The sequence below is a fragment of the Candidatus Babeliales bacterium genome, assembly GCA_035944115.1.
Classification (GTDB): Bacteria; Babelota; Babeliae; order Babelales; family Vermiphilaceae; genus DASZBJ01.
Window position 1 is genome coordinate 65149 of record DASZBJ010000038.1, and the last position, 19598, is coordinate 84746.

Consider the following 19598-nt stretch of genomic DNA (forward strand, 5'->3'; position numbering starts at 1 on the left):
TATGGAAGATTTTGCAAAAATTATATCGATCACCAAAAGTGATGGAACGATCGAACCACTTAATGTGGAAAAATGGCGACAAGAGATCGCATGGGCATCTAAGGGGCATGAGGCATTTATAGTAGTTGAAGATATTATTCAAGAAACGATGAAGAATATCTTCAATGGCATAATGACGAACGAAATAGATGATGCACTTATTTTGGCTTCAACAGGACTGATTGAACGAGATCCTGGGTATAGTTATGTATCCGCACGACTTTTGCTTAAAAAATTATATAAAGAAGTTGTGCGAGAATCGATTGTTACCAGCAACGTGAGTGATGCTTATAAAGCTTCATTTGTGAATAACATTAAGCATGCTGTTGAACAAAAGGTTTATGACACCCAGATGAATTCATTTGATCTTGAATATTTAGCGCAGCATCTACGCCCTGAGCGTGATGAGTTGCTTGATTATATGGGACTTAAAACCCTGTATGAGCGTTATTTTACCAAGCATGAAGGGACTCGATTGGAATTGCCGCAAGTATTTTTTATGCGTGTTGCAATGGGAGTTTCGCTTAATGAATCAAATAAAAATGAAAAAGCAGTCGAGTTTTATAATGCGTTTTCTCAATTTCTGTATGTTCCGAGCACTCCAACATTATTACATTCTGGATTAGTGCGGGCGCAGTTAAGCTCATGCTTTTTAAATACTGTATCAGACGATTTAAAGCATATTTTTAAATGTTACGGTGATAATGCGCAGTTATCAAAATGGTCTGGGGGGATAGGAACGGATTGGACTAATGTGCGTGCAACGGGTGCTAACATTAAGAGTATTAAAGTAGAAAGTCAGGGTCTTATTCCGTTTTTAAAAATTGCAAATGATACAACTGCTGCAATTAATAGAAGTGGTAAACGGCGCAGTGCTGCGGTTGTTTATTTAGAAACGTGGCATTTGGATATCGAAGATTTTATTGATTTGCGCAAAAACACCGGTGATGAGCGTCGAAGAACTCATGATATTAATACGGCAAACTGGATACCAGATTTGTTTATGAAACGGGTTTTTGCTGATGATAACTGGACTCTTTTTTCTCCTGATGAAGCACCAGACTTGCATCATATCTATGGTAAAGAGTTCGAAAAGCGCTATGCAGAATATGAAAAACAAGCACAAGAAGGTGTAATAGAGAAATTTAAGGTTGTTTCTGCAGCAAAATTATGGCGTAAGATGTTAAGCCGTTTGTTTGAAACAGGTCATCCATGGATAACGTTTAAAGATCCTTCTAACATTCGCTCGCCGCAAGATCATGCAGGAGTAATTCATGCATCGAATTTATGTACCGAGATTTTGCTTAATACTTCAGAGGACGAAACTGCGGTTTGTAATTTGGGATCAGTTAACCTTGGCCTTCATATCGTGGATGGAAGACTGGATCAAGGATTGTTACAAAAAACAATTTCCACTGCTATGCGCATTCTTGATAACGTTATTGATTTGAACTTTTATCCAACTATTGAAGCGCAAAATGCAAACTTTAAACATCGTCCCGTTGGGCTTGGCGTTATGGGCGTACAGGATGCATTGTATCTTTTGGATATTCCATTTGATGATCCTCGTGCTTTAGAATTTGCTGATACTTCTATGGAGGCGATTTCCTATTTTGCGATTGCAGCTTCTTCACAACTTGCAAAAGAGCGCGGTGCATATGGATCGTATAAGGGTTCAAAATGGGATCGCAATCTATTTCCGCATGATACCATTGAGCTTCTTGAGCAGGAGCGTGGTATGCCTATTGAGGTGCGTCGCGGAGGAATGCTTGATTGGGCCCCTGTGCGTGAGCATGTAAAACAGTATGGTATGAGAAACTCAAACTGTATGGCTATTGCGCCAACAGCAACGATTTCAAATATTGTTGGCTGTTTCCCGTGTATAGAGCCTATTTATAAAAATATATACGTTAAAGCGAATATGACGGGTGAATTCACGGTTGTTAATCGATACCTAATTGAGGATTTAAAGAAGCTAAATATGTGGAACCAAGATATGCTTAATCAACTTAAGTATATGGATGGTAACGTTGCCATGATCGAAGAAATTCCACAACATTTGAAAGATAAATATAAAGAAGCATTTCAAATTGATCCTGAATGGTTATTGCAGTTGACTGCTGCCCGTTCAAAATGGATTGACCAGAGCCAATCTCATAACGTGTTTATGCAGGGTGTATCGGGTAAAAAGCTGAGTGCTATTTATGAAAATGCGTGGAAAATGGGAATCAAGACTATGTATTATTTGCGTACGCTTGGTGCAAGTCAGATTGAAAAATCGACATTGGATGCGAAAAAGTTTGGCTATACGCAAAAAAGGCAGTACACATCTGTTGATAGTGCAATGAGCTCGGATGTGCGGCAAATTCCTGCAACTATGGCAGAAATGGGAAAGTATGTGGATGAAATGCCGCAATCGCCTGCAACTATGGCTAATGCGTGTAGTATTTTAAACGAAGAAGAATGTGAATCGTGTCAGTAACGCAAGGAAAATTAGATGATTCAAAAGGGTGTTATTAATAATTCAACGGTAAATCCAAATAAGATTTTACCGATGACCTATTTGTGGGCGCGTCAGCATTACAAAGATGGAGTTGCGAATAACTGGACTCCTGAAGAAATTTCGATGCAACGAGATGTTGAACAATGGAAGTCTGATACCGTATTAAGTGCAACAGAACGACGTATGATTTTGTGGAATTTAGGATTTTTTTCCACAGCAGAATCATTGACAGCAAATAATTTGGTACTTGCAGTATACCAGCATGTGACCAATCCTGAATGTCGCCAATATATTTTGCGTCAAGCATATGAAGAGGCGGTACATACAGACACATTTATTTACTGTTGCGATTCATTGGGGCTTGATCCTGAAGAGATTTATACTATGTATGAATCTATTGAATCTATTAAAGAAAAAGATGATTTTGTGGTCCAATTAACGAAATCACTTTTTGATCCTACTTTTAAAACTGATTCGCCAGCGAACATTCAAAAGTTTCTGCATGATCTGATTGGATATTATGTGATCATGGAAGGGATTTTCTTCTATGCTGGATTTGCCATGATGCTTGCATTAAAGCGGCAGGATAAAATGGTGGGCATTGGCGAGCAGTTTGAATATATTATGCGTGATGAGAGCTTGCATCTTGCATTTGGTTGCGATTTGATTAACACGATTAAAGTTGAAAACCCTGAAATTTGGACGGAACAATTCCAACAGGAACTTGTTGATCTTATTAAACATGCAGTAACTTTAGAAAAAGCCTATGCAATTGATGCGTGCCCGCAGGGTTTATTAGGAATTAATGCAGAACAGTTTTGCAATTATGTAGAACATATTGCAGATAGACGTCTTGAGCGCATTGATTTACCAAAGGTATATGGCAGAGAAAATCCATTCCCGTGGATGTCACAAGCAACAGATTTGAGCAAAGAGAAAAATTTCTTTGAAACTCGAGTGACAGAGTATCAGACAGCTGGTTCGCTTGATTGGGAATAGTATCTATATTTATTGTATATAAAAGAGGCTACATGTTTTTTGCATGTAGCCTTAATTTTTTCTTAGCTCTCAAGTATAGCTTTTGTTTTAGAATAAGCACTAAAGCCAAAGCAGTATTAGGAGTTACTGATGTTTTTTTATAGTTTCTTCTACCTGTTTTTTATCTGCGCCTGAAATGGTACAAACCACGGCATTATTTTTAACAAAATTAAAGGTAGGTATTGAGCTGACTGAATATTGAGCTGCTAGGTCAGGTACGTTATCAATGTTAACTTTGACAAACACCACCGCAGGATAGGTATCGCTTAATGCATTGAATACCTTGGTAAAACCTTTGCATGGTCCGCACCAAGGGGCGTAAAAGTCTACAACTACCAATTTACCCTTGTTGTTGGCTACGATGGTATCGTATTGTGCCTTAGAGGTTACTTCTTGAACTTGGGCAAAAATAGGTGAAGCTAAGCTTAAAAACGAGGCTAATCCAATTACGGCTATGAACGATTTCATTATAATCCTTTGATTTATAACGGTTAATTATAAATATATCTTCGCACGTCTAACATTACAGGGTCAATTTTTATTGTCAACAAGCTTGATTATATCGTAATAGTCGGGGTTTTCAAATTTTATAATTCAATTCTTGATTTTTCAAATAGAATACTGTTACCATATTCTTATGTAATAAATGTTTATACCAGAAACTCTTATTAAGGAGATATGTATGTTAAAGAAAATGTTAATGGCTAGTTTAGTGTCTGTAATGGCTTTATCTAGCTCGTCAAGTTTTGCAGGATGGAGAAATGGTGAAAAAGCGGGATGCGGTCCATGCGCTAAACCAGTAACAACATGTGAAAAGTTTTATGAGCCTCAACCGGACAAATGTCATGAAGTTTGCAAAAAACAGCCACCAGTATACAGAGAAGTTTGTGTACCACAGCCGGACAAATGCCATACAGTTTGTGACAAACAACCAGACATATACGAAACAGTTTGCGTAAAACAACCAGACATATGCACAGAAAAATGCACAACGGTTACTGAAAAAACAAGACGGTGCAAAACTCCTTGCAAAAAAACTTGCCCTAAACCATGTGCTAAGAAACGTTGCGATACAACACGTCGTAACCGTGACTAATGTTACAATACTCTTATTAAGTTAAGGAGGTATTATGTTAAAGAAAATGTTAATGACTAGTTTAGTAGCTGTAATGGCTTTTGCTAGCACACCAAGTTTTGCAGGTGGATGTCGCCCATGTGTGCGTAAACCACGATGCGAAAAAGTTTGCAAAGCAAAACCTGCATGCCCGCCAAAAAAGAAATGCAAAAAAGCTTGTGTGCGCAAAGCGTGTGCTACAAGACGTTGCAATCGTGGCGGATGCTAAAAATATCCTTTTTTTATTTTGAAAATAAAGAGCGCATAACTTAAATGGTATGCGTTCTTTATTTTTTTAAATATTCTATTTTGGGTTGATTATAGGTAATCAACCTGTTTTTGTATCATCGGTTATTGTTCCATCGAGCAATGTTATAATGCGATTTGCATGCTTGGTTAGTGTTGCATTATGAGTTACCATAACAATGGTGCAATTATTGTTATTATTAAGATCGGTCAATAATTTCATAACTTGTAGGCCAGCCTTTGAATCAAGATTACCGGTCGGTTCATCCGCAAGAATAATAGCAGGATTATTGATAAGGGCTCGCGCAATAGCAACCCGCTGTTGCTGCCCACCAGAAAGTTGATAAGGAAAGCGATATGCAAGATCTTTAAGCCCAACGGCTTCAAGTTGGGCAAGAGCATTTATACGTGCAGAGGGTTCTGAAAATCCTGCGTATAATTGAGGGAGAGCTACATTATCTACTGCAGTTAAGTCGGGCAACAAATTAAATTGTTGAAAAATAAAGCCGATTGTTTTGTTTCGTATAGCAGCAAGTTGATTTGGATTCATGCGAGATACATCTGTTTGATCAATGGAATAAGTCCCACTTGAAGGCATATCTAGGCAGCCTAGAATATTAATGAGGGTTGATTTGCCGGATCCGGAAGGCCCTGCAAGCGTTATAAATTCTCCTGGTTCGATGGAAAACGAGATGTTGCGCAAGATTGGTATAACACTTTTATCTATTATTACTTGTTTGCAGATATTTTCTGTTTTAAGAAATGCCATCTTATTACCTTCTTTTACCAAGTAATGCATCGGCAGGATTCATTAATGATGCTTGATGTGCAGGCTGGTAACCAAAAAATAAGCCTATGAGTGTCGTAGTCCATAGAGCGATGATGATAGGGTATATCTCTAATTTAGTGGGGACATGCATAGTGTGACTGAGGACCAGTTGTATGATAATGCCAAGAATGACACCAAATAATGCGCCAAACAGACAAAGCATAATCGCTTCAATAAGAAATTGTAATTGAATCATTTGTTGCGTGGCTCCTAAAGCCAATTTGATGCCGATTTCTCGTGTGCGTTCACGAACTGATAGTAGCATAATATTCATAACACCAATTCCACCAACAAATAACGCAAGTAATCCGGCAATAAAACCAAAAATCCTTATCATATTTGATGTTTTATTTGTAGATTTGGCAAGAGCGGTGTGATCTAAAATGGTAAAATCATCAGGGATGTCGGGAGTTTTTTTGTGTAGCGTTTGTAAAATTTGTTTAATTTTTCTTGTGATTGTCTTGTTGTTGTTCTGTTTTTGATTGACTTGTAGTGCAATAAAATTAAGATTTCCCTTTCTAACCCCTGCTTTTTGGGCATAAATTTGCGCAGTAGTAGAGGGTATAAATGCATCGTTGTTAGGATCGCTGAGCCCTGCAAGGTGAGCAATTGGATTCATTATACCAATAACCGTAAATAGCTTGTTAAATATGCGGATTGTTGCACCGATTGAATGCGCGTTGCCAAAGAGCTTGTGATTAAGTGAATATCCCAAAACCACGACTGGTTCATATTGTTCTATGTGCTGTTGTGTAAAAAAAGCTCCTTTTTGAAGCGTTAGATTTTTAATGTTAAAAATTGCAGGATCTGCACCAATGATTTGTTGGATTATGATATTTCGCCCCTGTTCTATTGTTGTATTCGTTATATACCCTCGAGAAATTGCTAGGATATCCTGCGATAGTAGTTGTTGTAGTGCTTGAAAATCAGCCTCTGTTAATGTTGTATTATTTGTAGCAATATCATTCAATGATATTGCTCCCCGTTGTGTTATATTATCAGGAACAATAACTAAACCCCCTTCTGATAAAGCTGTTAATTCAGTGTGTGTAGTTTGTTCGATGCCATTGCTGATTGAAACAGTTACAATAACTACCGCAATGCCAATGCTAATTCCTAGTGTTGTCAGTAATGATTGTACGGCATGGGTGCGTATGGTGTGGTATGCGTGTTTAATAAGAATATGCATATTCATGTTGTTTCCTTTTTCTAATATCTACTGTTTAGATTTTGTTGTATAACGTCCATGACTATATCCGCTTGAGCATCAATTCCAGAAGTAATTTGGGCGGATAAAATATTTTGTGTACCAATAGTGACTGCTTTTTCATAAAATGCATGATCTTTATATATCCAAAGATATTTAACCTTTTTCAAGGAATTATTTTGTTGTTTACTATCATCATCTATTGTATGAACTGAGTATTGTAGCTTTGCTGCAATATCTTTAATCATAGATTGAGATATAGCAAAAGCATACTGTGGTACAGTTACTGCATTTTCAGTGGAGGCTAAAATGATATGCGCATTGGTACTCATACCAAGTCGGAATAGTTTTTCAGAATTATCAACTGGTACGATTGCAGTATAACTAACCATGCCACCAGATTTAATAGGAGCGTTGCCGATTGAGGTTATAGTTCCTTTGATGATTTGATGAGGCAGTGCGTCAAAAGAAAGCGTTACCGGAGTGCCAATAGTGACGTTGCCAATATATGGTTCATCAATTTCCAACTGCGCTTCCATAGATGAATTTTTTGCGAGAGAGTAGAGAATAGTTGCGGGAGATGAATTGGTAACAGTTTCACTTTCAGTTGAGTTTTTTGTAAGTATGAATCCATTTTCTGGAGCAATGATTTTTTTGTTATCAAAAAGGAGAACTATTTGTTGATGATTGGCCTGTTTTGCTTCAACATTTGCTTGCGCCACTTTATAATCCCGTTCTATTTGTTCAAATGCATCCTGTGAAATATAACCATTTTCATACAAAACTTGCTGGCGTGTATAATATGATTTTTGATATGCAAGCAGAGCCTTTAGTCGTTTAAGCTCTGCAGCGCTTTGTAGAACTTCAGTATCACTTTTACCATCATCAATATCGGCAAGAAGATCTCCCTTTTTTACATGTGCGCCTTCTTGATAATACATTTTTAAAATAGTGCCAGGAATTTTACTACCTATTTTAAGAAGGTCAGTCACTTCTAATTTTCCTCGTGCACGAATTTCATTGGTTATAGTTGTTATTAATGGTTTTTCTGTACTGAAAAGTTCATGAGTTTTTTTTGTAGGAAGAAACTCATGAATTGAAAAACCAAGAAGTAGCATAAAGCTACATAAAAAGCAGGTATATATTATTTTATTCATTATCGTATTTATCATAGATGTATTCCTATATATAGTGTGATGGATAGCCAGATACAAATAATAGCTCTCTATATTTTTTTGCTGTTGCAACTTCAATATTGATGAAGTTGAATCGTGCATTTGCCCAATCGAGGTCGACTTGTGCTTGTTCTAAAGATGATAATAATCCTGTTTCAAACTCTATCTGTTTTCGTTTGTACTTGGTCTGTGCATCAAGTAGCGCTGTTTTTTGTGCATTCCTTTGTTCCAGTAGTTGTTGTAAATCATAGTATGTCGTTTGTACTTCATTGGTGATGGATACCTGCAATGCTCGTTTTTCTGACTGCGCGGCAAGTATTTGCGCATTTGCTTGATCAGCTTTAAAAGCATTGGTACCACCGTCAAAATTCCAGGTTATGTTGGTAAATACTCCCCAGGCTACTTTGTCAAAACGGGATATAAACAGCTTGCCATGATCATGGCTGTTTTTTGCCACTTGTACTGATAGTGAAACGGTGGGTATGTACGATTTTTTTAATAAACTTTGCTCCATGCATGAGATTTTAATGTGTACATCTTGTATAGCAAGGCTACTGCGATTCTTATAAGCGAGTTCAAGATAATGCTCTACAGGATGTTGTTGCGCCTGCTCAATAGCAGTGGCGATAAAATCATGGGTAGCGTAGTCATCAGGTTGGTATGCGGTAGGACTTTCGATAAAACTGTTTAATGTGTCTAATGTTTGTTGCACCTGTTCGTGATAGTTTTCAATTGTTGCACCGCTTTGTTTAAATGCAGCACATTGGCCGCTCCATTGGGTAATATCAATAAGACCAATGTTTTTTGATTCTTTTGCATTGTTTATGGAAAAAATTGATGCATTATCTAGTGCTGCAATAGTTTTTTCTTTTTGTTTGAGAGCCCAGGAATTAAGCGCTGTTTGCTCGACTTCAAACCGTATTCTCTTTTTATGGCTTTCTTTATGGAGCTGTGCGATATCGATTTTTTGTTTTGAAATTTTATAATGAGCATAAGGTCCTGCAAAATCGAGTAATAAAAGATCGCAACTGAGATTAAAGATTTTGTTGGTCTTAGTTAAAGCTGTTGTGGGGCTAAATAAGTTACTTGAAAAAACGTTAGGAAATTTAGTGAATGATATTTCTGTACTGATATGTGGAAGATATCCAGAAAGATCGACTGCGAGTTGTTTATGCGCAGCGTCGATAGTGTAATCAAGGGCTTGCAGGCTGGAACGGTAGTTATATGCAGTTGCAACTGTTTCTGGAATTGAGCTACTACGTAGATGATTTTGCGGAGAAAGAGCAGCATCCATCTTTGCTGTGTATAAAAAAAATGATATACATGCGGCAAATGAAACGCAGCGGTATATGTTTTTTAATACAAAATTCATTAACACTCTCCGTATGGGATTTAAATTAAAGCTATCATAAGGAATGTAGAGAGTGATTTGCAACGATATAAAAAGATTTATTGATTATAATAGGATGTTTGCTGGTTGACCATCGATAATTGCAGTATTAATTTTTATAGCCCAACCATCACACATTCTATTTTTAGCGATTTGAAATTCTTCGGCTAGTACAGGATCGGTGGTGGTTAAGCGAACTCGTTTCCCGTCAATTATAACAAAAGGATCGATCCCTCTAAATTTACTGGTAACCAAAAGATTTGCTTCTTGTTTAGTGCCAACAAGATTGTGATAATCAGATGCATGTAAAATCATATGCATATTTTTTCGAATCAGATGGTCATTGGAATCTAATAAACAATTCCATATTTCTTGATCTACACCAAAACGAATATCATCCATGTGTATGATCTGTATATCGAGGCCTCTTAAAATTGCTTCAGCAAGCCACATTGAATGTACATAATTTGTTGCGCTTCCCCAACAATCTTGAGACATAAAAAGAGAAAACCGTACCAGTTTTTTGAGTAATTCATAATCATTGCTGATCCACTGGCCGTCGATGAATTTGATTTCATAAAACATGCGTGCCGCTTCTTGATAGGTAATAAATCCTTGATAAAAAGCCCCTTGTAGGTTGTAATCAATTCTATCAGCGCAGAGTGTTGGTAAAGGTTGTTCTAGAGCAGGAAATAGTTCTTTTTTCGGTAAAACATCTTCAATGGTGTAGCCATACTTGTGTAAAATTTCACTCAAGCCACTCCGTTCAAGATAATTGCCGTGCGTAAGAGTCTGGTAATCTTCTTCTTGGTGTTGTCGTTTGAAAATCCAATCGCCTACATGTGAAAAAACGGTATGTGAAACATCATGCAGGAGCCCTGCTATTTGTTCTTCTAAGCAGCAATTATTTATGCGAAGCAAGAAAAAAACACCGAGCGAATGATCATAGCGGGTATAATTTTCACAATGTGTTGTGTAGTAACTAACGCCATATTGATGAATGCCTTTCAGTCGTTGAAAAGCTGGACTTGTTATTAACTCTAAAAGAACGGGTTCTTGTACATCAACAGGTCCATAGAACGTTTCTATCGTATCGGCAACAATAGGATTATAAATCAAGAAAAAAAGGATAAGTTTTTTTGTAAAGTGTAGCATAGCATGTACCAATTTTATTTGTTTTTATTTTTAAGTTTTTTTATTTGCTCTACGCTAAGACCTGTTTTTGTAGCAATGGTTGAAATATCTAAAATATCTAAAAGATTTTTAGCTATTTCTAAAGCCTTTTTTTCTTCAGCTTTTTCTTCGGCATATTGTATTTTTCCTGCATAAGAACGCCTTTCATCTAAATAACGATCATACGCTTCTAGTTCTGCTAGTGACCAATTGCCTCGCTCAAGCACGTCAAAAGCTTCTTTAATTTCAGGGTTTTTTAATGAAGAAGGAATTTTTTGCAATGTTGCCGCATGTTTAAAGAAATAAATCCATTTATCAATGATAGAACTATCCTCATCTACTTCTTTATTAAATTTTTTAAGCTCAATAAAATGAAACTCTAAATGTTTCAGTTCATGTGCATGGGTTTTACTATCTAAAATAAAATGATGACTAACATAATGAGGGTTGTTGTTAAAAAGTGCGAAATCAAGCACACCAATAAAAATAACCGGCACTAACTCTTCATAGTTTTCTTTTTTTGCAAGTTGCCTGCTTAATGCGATAGAACTGTAATATTGAGCTCTAAGGGCATAATGTTTTTGCGTGTCGACTTGCATTTCAATAATATATTGATGTCCTTTCTGATCAGTACAGCGTACATCAACGATGCTCATTTTGGCTTCACGCATTTCGGGAAGATTATTAGGGTCATTCAAAGTAACATCAATAATTTTATTTCCTTCGGTTCGCTCTAATACACTATTTAAAAAACTGATCAAAATATCTTTATGAGCCATATTGGCAAACAGTTTTTTAAATCCTATATCACTGGTTGGATCCATAAAAATCATAGTTTTATCCTTAAAGTAGAAATCTGTATTAATAAGCGTATCATTTTTTATTTTGGTTTCACTTTTTAATATGAATTTATCGTTTTAGGAAAATAAAAATATAGGATGTACACACTAACTATGTACACCCCATTTTTTTAAACATTAATCACCAATTCAGATCTTGTTCATACCCAAGATCAATAAGTAATTGCCCTGCTACTTCTTTAAATAATCGTTTATGTTCATCGGTAAAATATTCTTTCCATCCACCAATTTGTCCTTGTCGGAATGTATGACTTAAGTTAGGGCCAAAAAGAGACTCGGCAACTATTTTTAATTCTTCATCAGAGCGAGTTAATTCTAGATGACGAGCTATTGCATGTACCGTTTCAAGTTGTTTTTCATCAGATCCTCCGCCACGAGAACCAACTAAATCTTCAAATCGTATATTAAGGATTCCAGGATATTGCATCCATGGTAAATACCGTTGATAGAGTTCATTGATGTTGTGGTTAACGATAGGACGTTCACCATATAAAGCTCCTTGAGTAATCAAGTCGGTAATGGCATCGTGTACATCGATTGTGGTGTTGTAGATTTTCATGTAATAAAAAATGAAAGAAATGATTTGGTCGCGCGGGTCTCTATACATAAAAAATAGCTTTGATTTGTTTTTTTCAAGAGCAGTCGCGATGGCAGGATCATACAACAAATGCATCCACCAGAATGCATTAGCCGGCAGATTCATGAGAGCATTGAGATGTTTTTCTGAATCTATCAGGAAATATTTACTCAATCGTTCTTTTTCAGTCAGGGTGATTGAACTGACATTATAGATTGGTTTTCTATTGGTGAGTAATTGAATGCATTTATTTCCAAGGTTAGTGCCGCATTTTAATATGGAAACTTGCAGCATCTGTTGATGTTGAGATTTTGCAAATGAGAGTGAAGCACAAAGGAGCAAGGCGCTAGATAAAAGAATTGAAAGTATATACGTTTTTTTCATAGTATTCCTTAAGGTTGTTACCAGTTCATATCCGATTCATATCCTAGATCGATGAGTAATTGTCCGGCGATTTCTTTAAACAGTTGCTTATGCTCATCAGTGAAATGTTCTTTCCAGCTACCGATTTGTCCTTTACGGAATGTATGACTTAATGTAGAACCAAATAGAGAGTCAGCAACGGTGGCAATTTCTTTATCCGAAAGGTCAAGCTGTAGATGTTGTGCCATAGCTCTCACCGTTTTATATTGTGCGTCTTGTGGTCCACCGCCATTAGGGCCAACTAAATCTTCAAAGCGTACAGCCAATGCATTGGGATGGTGCATCCATGGTAGATAGGCTTGATACAGTTGATATATATTGTGATTTGCAATTGGTCGCAAGCGGTAAAGGGTTCCTTTTGTTATTAAATCAGTAATAGCGTCATTAATATTAATGGTCGTTTTATTGATTTTCATATAATAAAACACAAATGAGATGATCTGATCGCGTGGGTCACGATATATAAAAAAAAGCGTCATGTTGTTTTGGGTAAATAGTGTTGCGTACCGTTCATTATGCATTAAATGCAGGCGCCAAAACTTATCTGCAGGAAGATGCATCATATATTCTAAATCTCGCGCGGTTCGAATGGTGTAAAACTTATTGAAATGTTCATCGCCACGCCAATTTCTCCAGGGGACGTTATGTATAGACTTTCTGTTTGTCAGTAGCTGTATACATTTTTTTGCAAGGTTGGTGCCGGTCTTTGGAGCAGAAATTTCCAAAATCTGTTGATGGAAAGCCGAATATGAAAACGAGGCACATAGCAGTATTGCTATGGCAAGAGATACTATTTGATCCTTCATACATTTTCCTTTTTTAGGTGAAAAATATTTTCTACTGTGATTTCATGAAAATTTTATTTGCGTTATCGATTTATAGGGTATTTATGCATATTTGACCAAAAAAAGTTTATCTATAAACTCGAATTGTATGATTTTATTAATAATTAATTGAGACACAAAAAAATTTCTATGAAGAATCTTTATGTTAGATAAACGGTACGATCATAAAATTTTTGAACCAAAAGTGCAACAAAAATGGGCGGCTGAGCAAACGTATAGTGCGGATAATAATTCTGGTCCATTGTATACGATTGACACACCACCTCCTACGGTTTCCGGTTCGTTGCACATGGGTCATATATTTTCTTATACCCAAACTGATGTTATTGCCCGTTATAAGCGGATGAATGGTTTTTCTGTTTTTTATCCGTTTGGTTTTGACGATAATGGGTTGCCAACAGAGCGGTATGTAGAAAAAAAGAAAAAAGTTTCAGCGCATAAATTGGGTAGATCAGCTTTTATTGAGCTATGCTTGCAAGAGACGCATGAAGTTGAAGAGCAATTTAAATTGTTGTGGCAGCAGATGGGGCTTTCTGTTGATTGGGATTTATGCTATTCAACAATATCAGTAAGCACTCGAAAGCTAGCACAGGAATCATTTATCAAGCTGTATAAAAAAGGTTTTATTTATCGTAAGCATGAACCGGCTTTGTATTGTACTACTTGTCGCACCTCTGTGGCGCAAGCAGAATTAGATGATATTGAACAAAATTCATTTTTTAATGACATTGTTTTTAAAGATAGTGAAGGCAATGATTTAGTGATTGGAACAACGCGTCCAGAACTTTTGCCATCATGCGTAGCGTTGTTGTATAACCCTAAAGATGAACGGTATCAGCATTTAAAAGGCACTAAGGCGACCGTTCCATTGTTTGATTTCGCAGTTCCGATTTTAGCTGATGATGCAGTGGTAATAGACAAGGGCACAGGACTGGTAATGTGTTGTACCTTTGGAGATAAAACCGATATTGCGTGGTTTAAGAAATTTAATTTTTCGTATAAAAAAACTATTGATTTTGATGGCACTTGCACAGAAATTGCCGGACAGTTTGCAGGACTTAAGGTAGCAGAAGCGCGTGCAAAAATTATTGAAACCTTGCGCGAGCAAGGTCTTTTGCTGAATCAACGAGCTATTTCCCATGCGGTTAATGTACATGAGCGATGTAAAAAAGAGATAGAATATATCGCTTTAGAACAATGGTTTTTAAACATTCTTGATCATAAGAAGAAGTTGCTTGCGCTTGCAGATGATATTGCTTGGTATCCATCATTTATGAAAGCCCGTTATAAAGATTGGGTGAAAAACATTGGCTGGGATTGGTGTTTATCACGCCAACGTTTTTTTGGTATCCCTTTTCCGGTATGGCATTGTCAAGATTGTAACCAGATGCTATTTGCGGATACTAGTGAGTTGCCCATCGATCCACAAGAAGTTGCGTGTACAAAAGTGTGCACTACGTGCGGTAGCACTAACACGGTGCCAGATACTGATGTAATGGATACGTGGAATACGTCATCTATCACGCCGTATATTCTTGCGCAGTTATATGCGCCATCATCAACACCGTTTGCAGAAAAAGTACCACAATTTTTACCGATGAGTATGCGTCCACAGGCACATGATATTATTCGTACCTGGGCATTTTATACTATTGTAAAATCGTGGATGCATCATGACATTGCACCGTGGAATGAAATTGTAATTTCAGGGCATGTGCTCAGCGACGCCAACCAAAAACTTTCCAAATCACAAGGTGGTGGCAAGCTTGCGCCAGAGACATTGCTTGAGCAATACCCGGCAGACGCGATTCGTTATTGGACGGCATCAGGTGGTCTTGGCTATGACGTTGCTTATTCTGAAAGTCAGTTAAAAGTTGGATTGAGACTCATTACCAAGTTATGGAATGCATTTCGATTTATAGAAGAGCATATTGCAACGGTAGATCCTGAACAAATGCCAAAGCATCTTGGTGTGGTTAATGAGTGGATTTTGCATCAAGCTTCTGATTGTTTTAAAAAATACAAAGAACAATTTGAAAATCATGAATTTGGTGCAGCATTGGCAGTAGTTGAACCGTTCTTTTGGAATGATTTTTGTGATAACTATTTAGAACTGATTAAAAATCAGTTATTCAATCCACAACAATATGATGAGCAGCAAGTGATTGCAACGCGATGGACCTTGTATACCATTGGTTTACGGTTCTTGCAGTTGTATGCACCATATCTGCCGCATGTTACAGAGCTGTTGTATGAATCGGTGTATAAAAACCGTCTGAAGATTGCTTCCTTGCATCAAACCCGGTTTGCGGACATTCAGCATGCATATGTTTTTGATAAGAGTGTGGTGACGATGCAAGCGATTAATAGCCTTGCAGCGACGGTACGAAAATTAAAAACCGAGCGAATGCTTTCATTAAAAGCACCGCTTGCTACGTTAACGGTATACGCACAAGATGGAGCAGTGATTCGGGCTTTAGAGCAGGAACAGCAAATGATTATTGGGATCACGCATGCGCAGGATCTGAAATTTAACGTTGTTGCATCGCTTGGTGAAAGTACATTGCAAGAAGTTGACACTCTTTGGCATGCAAGTGTGGTGATATGATTTTAATTAAAAATAGGCAGCGTAAGATTGCGGTGGACGTGGCACAGTTAGAACGGGATACGCAAACACTTCTGGATGCTTTGGGGTATTCAGATTTTGATATTGGAATTCTGCTGACAACCAATGCTACGATTCGCAAATACAACCGTGAATATCGCGACAAAGATAAGGCAACAGATATTTTATCGTTCCCCTATCATACTGAGTTGCCTGCTGGTCAATCGATAAAAGTAGAAACAGAGGATGATAAAAATTTAGGCGATTTGATCATCTCGCTTGAATATGTGTATAACGATGCGCAGAACTACGATGTGACGTTTGAAAAGCGTATGCAGGAATTGCTGGTGCACGGGATATGTCACTTGCTGGGGCATGATCATATAGAAGATGCTGATTATGAAACAATGCATAAAAAAGAGATGCAGTTGTTAGCATTGATTGCAAAGTAAAAGTGAGCTTGAGAGAGCAGTGAAGCGATTTTTATTTAGTTGTTTATAAGGGTAATAACCTAAATAATGAGGTTCTTCATGGTTCGAGACAAAAAGATATATAAAATTAGCTATGTAATTTCTGTAGCTATTTTTTTGATTTTACCGGGAAAAATAAAGGCTGCTGATAGTGATGAGCATGTAAATTGGCATGATTCTCCTGAAGAATCTATTCCTCAGAGGCGAAGGAGCAAAGGAGAAACTGTACCAGCTGAACAGACTCTCTTGTACATGCCTTGGCTGAATCGAAAAAATTTAACATTCGATAGTTTAACCGGTCGCGTGGTTCCAAGGGTTCGCAAGAAGCCAGTCGTTGAACCCGACGAGGAAATGGAAGCAATGTTTGGTCGTCGTCGTGTGACTCCCAAGAATCAAAAGAGCCCAGTTGTAAGGTGTGAAGAAGAAACGAAAGAACAATCTGGTCGTCAAGATAATCATACTAATCTCCAGAAGGCAGCATCGCAAATTGGTTTTATGGCCCGCTTGAGGTCTGTTACTGGCAGCCTTACTCCAGGTCAGGCTCTACGGTTTGTGTTTAGAGGAAAGGTCCCTGTGGCGCCTTCACAAGCTGGAGAAGAAAATAAAGAAACGCGAGATTTGTCTTCAGGTATAACGAAATCGAGCAATCCGCAAGCACATATAAGGAACATGTATTTCGATCCGAATACGGTGAGAAATTTGCGTAAGGCAGACTATCCACCGTTGAGACCTCCAGAAGATAGTAAACCACCTAAGCCTTCTAAAAAATCGGTTCAGGTTAGCATGTCTGATTTTGCAGACAACTCATCAACGGGGGAAACGATATTAGCGGGAATGGATTTTCTTAGTCGGCCTTTAGGAGGAGGAGGGCTCACTCAAGAACTTGGAATAGCTCTGCGTTCAACCTTGATGAGCATGGTAGCCATGAAAATGATGGGTGTATTGGAGAATCTACCTGTTCTAGGAATAACTGCTGGATATGCGGCTTATGAGATTATTCGGAATGGACCTCAAGCATATTTGGAGAACATAGCGCGGCTTAAGCAAAGGGAATCGCAGCAAGCAACAATAACTAATGCCTTACAACAACAACGTGCAGAACAACAGGATATACAGAATAAATTGGTGCTTGTAGAAAGTCAGCTAAATGTAATTGCAGCGCAAAAAAGATTGAGTGATACGTTAAGCGAACAAGAGCGCGATAATTTACAAATGTCTGAAAAGCATGCATTTTTACAAGCAACGTTATTGCATGAGAGAATCATGAAATTATCTCCACAAGTAGTATTGGAGCCTCAGATTGCAGCAACTCGTGCACAGCGTTTGCAAACAGAGAAGCAGGTTACACAAATGCTCGCAGATCAAGCAAATAAAAAACAGCAAAAGAAAGTTTTGGGTGCTCAGCTTGAGAAACCAAGCAGTACTCAGGTTGCGCAAGAAGGCGATGTTCACACGCAACCAGAGCAACCAATTCTTACATCGACTCCACCACTAGCATCAGATATACCTGCACCAACCGGTCAAGCGAGTAAAGAGCAGCAGCAGAAGGTTTTAGGTGCTCAAGTTGAGAAAAATAATGCTATTCACACGCAACCAGACCAACCAATTCTTACACCGACTCCAGATATATCTGCATCAACCGCTGCTGTATGGATGCGTGCGCAGACTCGTCAGAAGATAAAGTCGGGAGACTGAAGATTTTCTGAGAATAGGCACTAAAAAGAAATAAAAAAAGAGCTCAGTATTTTCTGAGCTCTTTTTTTTGTACAATAACGTTCTCTTACTTGTGCACCTGCAGTACGTGTGGGTATCGATATGCCAAAATGAGTAATCCGATTAAGTTTGGTATTGCAACAAATGGCAGTAAGAACTCCATGAACCCCCATACAATTTTAGGTTGTACGAGCGTTGCGCAGAATATTAAAATCATACTGATGATCAAATAACTGTTAACGTAACGAAAATTGGTTAATGCGCCAAAGACCTGTCTACCGTTGTAACTATTACCAATCAAAGTAGTGAATACAAACAGTGTTATGGTGATTAAAAAAACATATTTTCCAAGCAGCGGAGATTTGAGCACAAATACTTCATACAGCAATGTTGATCTAAATTCACCTTGCATCCACACACCATTAACCAGCACTAACATGCCAGAAAGCATCGATAGCAGCGCATCAGAAACCATAGAAAACATTGCAAGCAATCCTTGATCAGTTGCGTATTGTACGTTTGCTACCGCATGAGGAATTGATGAGGTTCCCATGCCTGCTTCAGTAATAAAAATTCCTTTGTAAAAGCCCATACGCATTGCTTGATAGATCGAAGCTCCAACAGCACCACCAACTGCAGCAGAAGGGGTAAAAGCGCTTTTACAAATTAAAATCAGGGCATTTTTAAGCGCGGGTATATCTTGAAAGAGAAATACGAGTGCAAAGATAACGTAAAAGAAAAACATGAATGGAACGAGTTTACTTGCTGTTTCCCCTACTCGTTCAGATCCACCAATCAGTACCAGATATGCTAAAGAGGTGATGATAAAGCCGGTGAGCCAGATTGGCATGCCTTCTTGTGCATATACTTGCGCTATGGTGTTTGATTGTACACTCGACCAGCTGATGAATACAAAAAGCATGATGCATGCATACCAATGTGCCAGATAAGGATGTACTACTTCCAAATAGCGCATTGGTCCGCCAATGATTTCGCCACTAGCTGATTTGATTCGTGTATGGAGAGCAAAAACTACTTCGGTAAATTTTGTTGCAGAGCTGAAAAAGATATACACCATCAACCAAAAAAGCGCCCCGGGACCGCCGATGAACACAGCAAGAGGAGGCCCCATTAGATTTCCCATGCCGATGGTAGTTCCCATTGCGGTGCACAACGCTTGGAAAGGGCTGATCATATGCGTGATATGATTAGCATCTTTTTGGCTTGCAGCGGGAAGGCCATTTTTAATAATGGTGATTAATCGCGCAATGCCATGAAATTGGAGAAATCGTAATTTAAAAGTAAGAAGTAGGCCAGTGCCTAAAAATATAATTACTGCTGGTAGGGCGATAAGATCGTCAAACCATTTAAAAAATTCAATGAAATTCATA

Annotated in this window: 17 protein-coding genes; 7 read left to right on the forward strand and 10 right to left on the reverse strand. The window is 37.9% G+C overall.

The annotated features are described in order from the left end of the window. The first annotated feature begins 1 nt into the window (after position 1). Together VGT41_04530 and VGT41_04535 are read left to right on the forward strand one after the other, a co-directional pair. Positions 2-2521 carry a ribonucleoside-diphosphate reductase subunit alpha gene (locus VGT41_04530; protein ID HEV2601541.1) on the forward strand — a complete coding sequence of 840 codons (2520 nt, stop codon included), beginning with the start codon at positions 2-4 and terminating at the stop codon, positions 2519-2521. Positions 2522-2536: 15 nt separating this feature from the next. Continuing rightward, positions 2537-3541 (forward strand): ribonucleotide-diphosphate reductase subunit beta, encoded by a 1005-nt coding sequence (locus VGT41_04535; GenBank protein ID HEV2601542.1) that lies wholly within the window; start codon positions 2537-2539, stop codon positions 3539-3541. 123 nt (positions 3542-3664) lie between these two features. Here VGT41_04535 and VGT41_04540 read toward each other — a convergent pair whose 3' ends face one another. Further along, positions 3665-4048: a thioredoxin domain-containing protein gene (locus tag VGT41_04540; protein ID HEV2601543.1), complete on the reverse strand. Its 384-nt coding sequence runs from the start codon at positions 4046-4048 to the stop codon at positions 3665-3667. Between the two features lie 214 nt (positions 4049-4262). Between VGT41_04540 and VGT41_04545 the strand changes: the two genes are divergently transcribed. Continuing rightward, a complete protein-coding gene (locus VGT41_04545; protein HEV2601544.1) occupies positions 4263-4676 on the forward strand; it encodes a hypothetical protein in 414 nt (137 codons plus the stop codon). A gap of 34 nt (positions 4677-4710) precedes the next feature. Beyond that, entirely contained in the window at positions 4711-4923 is a 213-nt protein-coding gene (locus tag VGT41_04550) for a hypothetical protein (protein ID HEV2601545.1), read from the forward strand. Positions 4924-5022: 99 nt separating this feature from the next. On the opposite strand, the gene VGT41_04555 is transcribed toward VGT41_04550, so the two are convergent. The 8 genes from VGT41_04555 to VGT41_04590 all read right to left on the reverse strand — a co-directional run bounded on the left by VGT41_04555 (position 5023) and on the right by VGT41_04590 (position 13380). Then, positions 5023-5709 carry an ABC transporter ATP-binding protein gene (locus VGT41_04555; GenBank protein ID HEV2601546.1) on the reverse strand — a complete coding sequence of 229 codons (687 nt, stop codon included), beginning with the start codon at positions 5707-5709 and terminating at the stop codon, positions 5023-5025. A 4-nt stretch (positions 5710-5713) separates the two neighbouring features. Continuing rightward, positions 5714-6964, reverse strand: coding sequence for an ABC transporter permease (locus VGT41_04560; GenBank protein HEV2601547.1), 1251 nt, complete (start codon positions 6962-6964; stop codon positions 5714-5716). A gap of 14 nt (positions 6965-6978) precedes the next feature. Further along, positions 6979-8148, reverse strand: a complete 1170-nt coding sequence (locus tag VGT41_04565) for an efflux RND transporter periplasmic adaptor subunit (GenBank protein ID HEV2601548.1) — start codon at positions 8146-8148, stop codon at positions 6979-6981. Positions 8149-8158: 10 nt separating this feature from the next. Beyond that, positions 8159-9523 carry a TolC family protein gene (locus VGT41_04570; protein HEV2601549.1) on the reverse strand — a complete coding sequence of 455 codons (1365 nt, stop codon included), beginning with the start codon at positions 9521-9523 and terminating at the stop codon, positions 8159-8161. Between the two features lie 84 nt (positions 9524-9607). Beyond that, positions 9608-10696, reverse strand: coding sequence for an HD domain-containing protein (locus VGT41_04575; protein HEV2601550.1), 1089 nt, complete (start codon positions 10694-10696; stop codon positions 9608-9610). A 14-nt stretch (positions 10697-10710) separates the two neighbouring features. Further along, the gene (locus tag VGT41_04580) at positions 10711-11547 is read right to left on the reverse strand and encodes an Rpn family recombination-promoting nuclease/putative transposase (protein ID HEV2601551.1); all 837 of its coding nucleotides are present in this window, start codon (positions 11545-11547) and stop codon (positions 10711-10713) included. A gap of 148 nt (positions 11548-11695) precedes the next feature. After that, complete coding sequence (locus tag VGT41_04585; protein ID HEV2601552.1) at positions 11696-12535, reverse strand: sulfotransferase domain-containing protein; 840 nt, start codon at positions 12533-12535, stop codon at positions 11696-11698. 17 nt (positions 12536-12552) lie between these two features. Further along, on the reverse strand, positions 12553-13380 hold the full coding sequence (locus VGT41_04590) for a sulfotransferase domain-containing protein (GenBank protein ID HEV2601553.1): 828 nt from the start codon (positions 13378-13380) through the stop codon (positions 12553-12555). Positions 13381-13561: 181 nt separating this feature from the next. On the opposite strand from VGT41_04590, the gene VGT41_04595 reads away from it, so the two are divergent. From VGT41_04595 to VGT41_04605, 3 genes are all read left to right on the forward strand, one after another. Then, entirely contained in the window at positions 13562-16027 is a 2466-nt protein-coding gene (locus VGT41_04595) for a valine--tRNA ligase (protein HEV2601554.1), read from the forward strand. Continuing rightward, positions 16024-16476: an rRNA maturation RNase YbeY gene (gene ybeY, locus VGT41_04600; GenBank protein ID HEV2601555.1), complete on the forward strand. Its 453-nt coding sequence runs from the start codon at positions 16024-16026 to the stop codon at positions 16474-16476. Before VGT41_04595 ends, ybeY begins: the two co-directional genes overlap by 4 nt. A 78-nt stretch (positions 16477-16554) precedes the next feature. Further along, the gene (locus tag VGT41_04605; GenBank protein ID HEV2601556.1) at positions 16555-18189 is read left to right on the forward strand and encodes a hypothetical protein; all 1635 of its coding nucleotides are present in this window, start codon (positions 16555-16557) and stop codon (positions 18187-18189) included. An 85-nt stretch (positions 18190-18274) separates the two neighbouring features. On the opposite strand, the gene VGT41_04610 is transcribed toward VGT41_04605, so the two are convergent. After that, positions 18275-19597, reverse strand: a complete 1323-nt coding sequence (locus tag VGT41_04610) for an amino acid carrier protein (GenBank protein HEV2601557.1) — start codon at positions 19595-19597, stop codon at positions 18275-18277. Position 19598 lies beyond the last annotated feature (1 nt).

What these genes read in the sequence shown, in the direction of transcription:
- VGT41_04530 (HEV2601541.1), top strand. Translation starts at nt 2, where the DNA reads ATGGAAGATTTTGCAAAAATTATATCGATCACCAAAAGTGATGGAACG.
- VGT41_04535 (HEV2601542.1), top strand. Translation starts at nt 2,537, where the DNA reads ATGATTCAAAAGGGTGTTATTAATAATTCAACGGTAAATCCAAATAAG.
- VGT41_04540 (HEV2601543.1), bottom strand. Translation starts at nt 4,048, where the DNA reads ATGAAATCGTTCATAGCCGTAATTGGATTAGCCTCGTTTTTAAGCTTA.
- VGT41_04545 (HEV2601544.1), top strand. Translation starts at nt 4,263, where the DNA reads ATGTTAAAGAAAATGTTAATGGCTAGTTTAGTGTCTGTAATGGCTTTA.
- VGT41_04550 (HEV2601545.1), top strand. Translation starts at nt 4,711, where the DNA reads ATGTTAAAGAAAATGTTAATGACTAGTTTAGTAGCTGTAATGGCTTTT.
- VGT41_04555 (HEV2601546.1), bottom strand. Translation starts at nt 5,709, where the DNA reads ATGGCATTTCTTAAAACAGAAAATATCTGCAAACAAGTAATAATAGAT.
- VGT41_04560 (HEV2601547.1), bottom strand. Translation starts at nt 6,964, where the DNA reads ATGAATATGCATATTCTTATTAAACACGCATACCACACCATACGCACC.
- VGT41_04565 (HEV2601548.1), bottom strand. Translation starts at nt 8,148, where the DNA reads ATGATAAATACGATAATGAATAAAATAATATATACCTGCTTTTTATGT.
- VGT41_04570 (HEV2601549.1), bottom strand. Translation starts at nt 9,523, where the DNA reads ATGAATTTTGTATTAAAAAACATATACCGCTGCGTTTCATTTGCCGCA.
- VGT41_04575 (HEV2601550.1), bottom strand. Translation starts at nt 10,696, where the DNA reads ATGCTACACTTTACAAAAAAACTTATCCTTTTTTTCTTGATTTATAAT.
- VGT41_04580 (HEV2601551.1), bottom strand. Translation starts at nt 11,547, where the DNA reads ATGATTTTTATGGATCCAACCAGTGATATAGGATTTAAAAAACTGTTT.
- VGT41_04585 (HEV2601552.1), bottom strand. Translation starts at nt 12,535, where the DNA reads ATGAAAAAAACGTATATACTTTCAATTCTTTTATCTAGCGCCTTGCTC.
- VGT41_04590 (HEV2601553.1), bottom strand. Translation starts at nt 13,380, where the DNA reads ATGAAGGATCAAATAGTATCTCTTGCCATAGCAATACTGCTATGTGCC.
- VGT41_04595 (HEV2601554.1), top strand. Translation starts at nt 13,562, where the DNA reads ATGTTAGATAAACGGTACGATCATAAAATTTTTGAACCAAAAGTGCAA.
- ybeY (HEV2601555.1), top strand. Translation starts at nt 16,024, where the DNA reads ATGATTTTAATTAAAAATAGGCAGCGTAAGATTGCGGTGGACGTGGCA.
- VGT41_04605 (HEV2601556.1), top strand. Translation starts at nt 16,555, where the DNA reads ATGGTTCGAGACAAAAAGATATATAAAATTAGCTATGTAATTTCTGTA.
- VGT41_04610 (HEV2601557.1), bottom strand. Translation starts at nt 19,597, where the DNA reads ATGAATTTCATTGAATTTTTTAAATGGTTTGACGATCTTATCGCCCTA.